The sequence below is a fragment of the Acidobacteriota bacterium genome, assembly GCA_016195325.1.
Taxonomy (GTDB): Bacteria; Acidobacteriota; Polarisedimenticolia; order JACPZX01; family JACPZX01; genus JACPZX01.
Genome location: JACPZX010000083.1, coordinates 1 through 2,238 on the forward strand (window position 1 = coordinate 1; position 2,238 = coordinate 2,238).

Genomic DNA, 2,238 nt, shown 5'->3' on the forward strand with positions numbered 1-2,238 from the left:
CTCATCGGCGTGCAACAGGGATGGGCGACGAGCGACGTGTACGCGCAGGAGCTCCCCGACGGAAAGATCCTCCCCATCGCCAGGGACGAGAAGGCCCTCTTCAACGCGCAGATCGCCGGCGACACCCTCGTGATCCGCACCGATTACAAGGCCCCGAAGGGACGCGTGATCGCGGTGGACTTCAAGAGCCCTTCGAAGGACACGTGGCGCGAGATCGTCCCCGAGGGGCCCGATGCGATCCAGGAGATCTCGCTGGCCGGAGACCGCATCTTCGTCCACACCCTCCACGACGTGACGTCGCGCGTGGACATCTACGGTCTCGACGGGAAGAAGTCCGGGGAGCTGAAGCTCCCGGGGCTCGGGACGGCGGGTGCTCCCGAGGGGCGCTGGGGGCAGCGGTACGCTTTCTACGAATTCGTTTCGTTCACCGTCCCCCGGACCACCTATATATATGATACGGCCACCGGGGAGAGCCGCCTGTGGTCGCGCGACGCCGTCCCCATCGACCCCGACAGGTTCGAGGTGAAGCAGGTTCGTGCGACGTCCAAGGACGGAACGCAGGTTCCGATTTTCATCGTCCACCGCAAGGACATCCCGCTGGACGGGAACCGTCCCACGCTCCTGTACGGGTACGGCGGCTTCGACGTGAGCGTCGCCCCGTCGTTCGCCAACTTCGCGGTGTGGATCGCGGAGCAGGGGGGCGTGTACGCGGTCGCGACTCTGCGCGGGGGTGGCGAGTTCGGCCAGGAGTGGCACCACGCGGGGATGCTCGACAAGAAGCAGAACGTCTTCGACGACTTCATCGCGTCGGCGGAGTGGCTCGTGGCGAACCACTACACGAAGCCGTCACGCCTCGCGATCCGCGGGGGGAGCAACGGGGGGCTTCTCGTCGGGGCGGCCCTCACCCAGCGCCCCGATCTCTTCCGCGCCGTCCTGTGCGAGTACCCGGATCTCGACATGCTCCGGTACCCCTTCTTCGAGAATAACAACCCGCCGGCGCTCCTCGAGTACGGCGACGCCCGCGATCCGAACCAGTTCACGTTCCTGAAGGCTTATTCGCCGTACCAGAAGGTGACGAAGGGGGCCGCCTACCCGGCGGTGCTCCTGACGAGCGGCGACGAGGACACGCGCGTGCCTCCTCTCCAGGCCCGGAAGATGACGGCGGCGCTCCAGTGGGCGACGACTTCGGGGCGCCCGGTGATGCTCCTGTACGACACACGGTCGGGGCACTCCGGAGGAAAGCCGCTGACCCAGGTGGTCGCGGACATCTCCCTCGAGGCCGAATTCCTCTCGTGGCAGCTCGGGATGGAAACCCCGTAGGGATGGGGGTTTTCGTGGTTCTTCAGGTGGCGAGACGCGCCGGAAAGCGTATCCTATAGGGCGATGGACCTCAAAGACGCGATGGCTCTGAACCCGGCGAAGAGCCATTTCTACGTGCAGGCCAGTCTCGATCTGAAGCGCCGCCTCCAGGCGGCGATTCCGCACGCCGAGCTGAAGAAGCTCCACGAGCGGAGGGCGTGGCGGCACTTCCTGGTCGTCTTCCGTCAGTTCGCAATCCTGGGCCTCGCGAGCTATTTCCTGGCGACGCGCCCGGAGCCGTGGGTCTGGATCCCCCTCGCCTTCGTGCAGGGGTTCACGATCTTCAACTTCACGGTGCTCCTCCACGAGGCGATCCACGAGGCCGTGGTGAAAGACAACACGCCGTGGGTCACCCGGATTCTCGGCATCCTCTACGCCTTCCCGAGCGGCATCTCGCACCTCCAGTTCTCGCGCTGGCATCTCGATCACCACGACAACCTGGGCTCGGCCACCGACGACCCGAAGAGGTTCCACCTCTCGCCGAAGAGGAACGCGCGCTGGTACAAGGCCCTCTACTTCACGCCGGCGCTCTTCGTCATCTACTTCCGCGCGGCCCGGAAGGAGGGGGCGACGTACAACCCCGGCTTGCGGGCCCGGATCGGCTTCGAGAGGAACCTGACGATCCTCGGGCACGTCGCCATCCTCGCCGCGATCTGGGTGGGGGCGGGATGGCAGGTGATGGGGCGCGTCTACGCGGTCCCGTACTTCTTCGTCTTCCCGATCGCCTTCGCGATGAACCGCGTCGGGCAGCACTACTACATCAACCCCGACAACCCCGCCCAGTGGAGCACGCTCGTGAAGTCGTCGCTCTTCTGGAACTTCGCGTTCCTCTGGTCGAACTTCCACCTCGAGCACCACTACTTCCCGCGCGTCCCCTTC

Annotated in this window: 2 protein-coding genes; both read left to right on the forward strand. The window is 65.7% G+C overall.

Going from position 1 to position 2,238, the window contains the following annotated elements:
- Nucleotides 1-1,320 (forward strand): S9 family peptidase (locus HY049_15395; protein MBI3450284.1); only part of this gene is annotated, 1,320 nt, incomplete at its 5' end.
- Nucleotides 1,321-1,383: 63 nt separating this feature from the next.
- A partial coding sequence (locus tag HY049_15400) for a fatty acid desaturase (GenBank protein MBI3450285.1) occupies nt 1,384-2,238 on the forward strand: 855 nt, incomplete at its 3' end.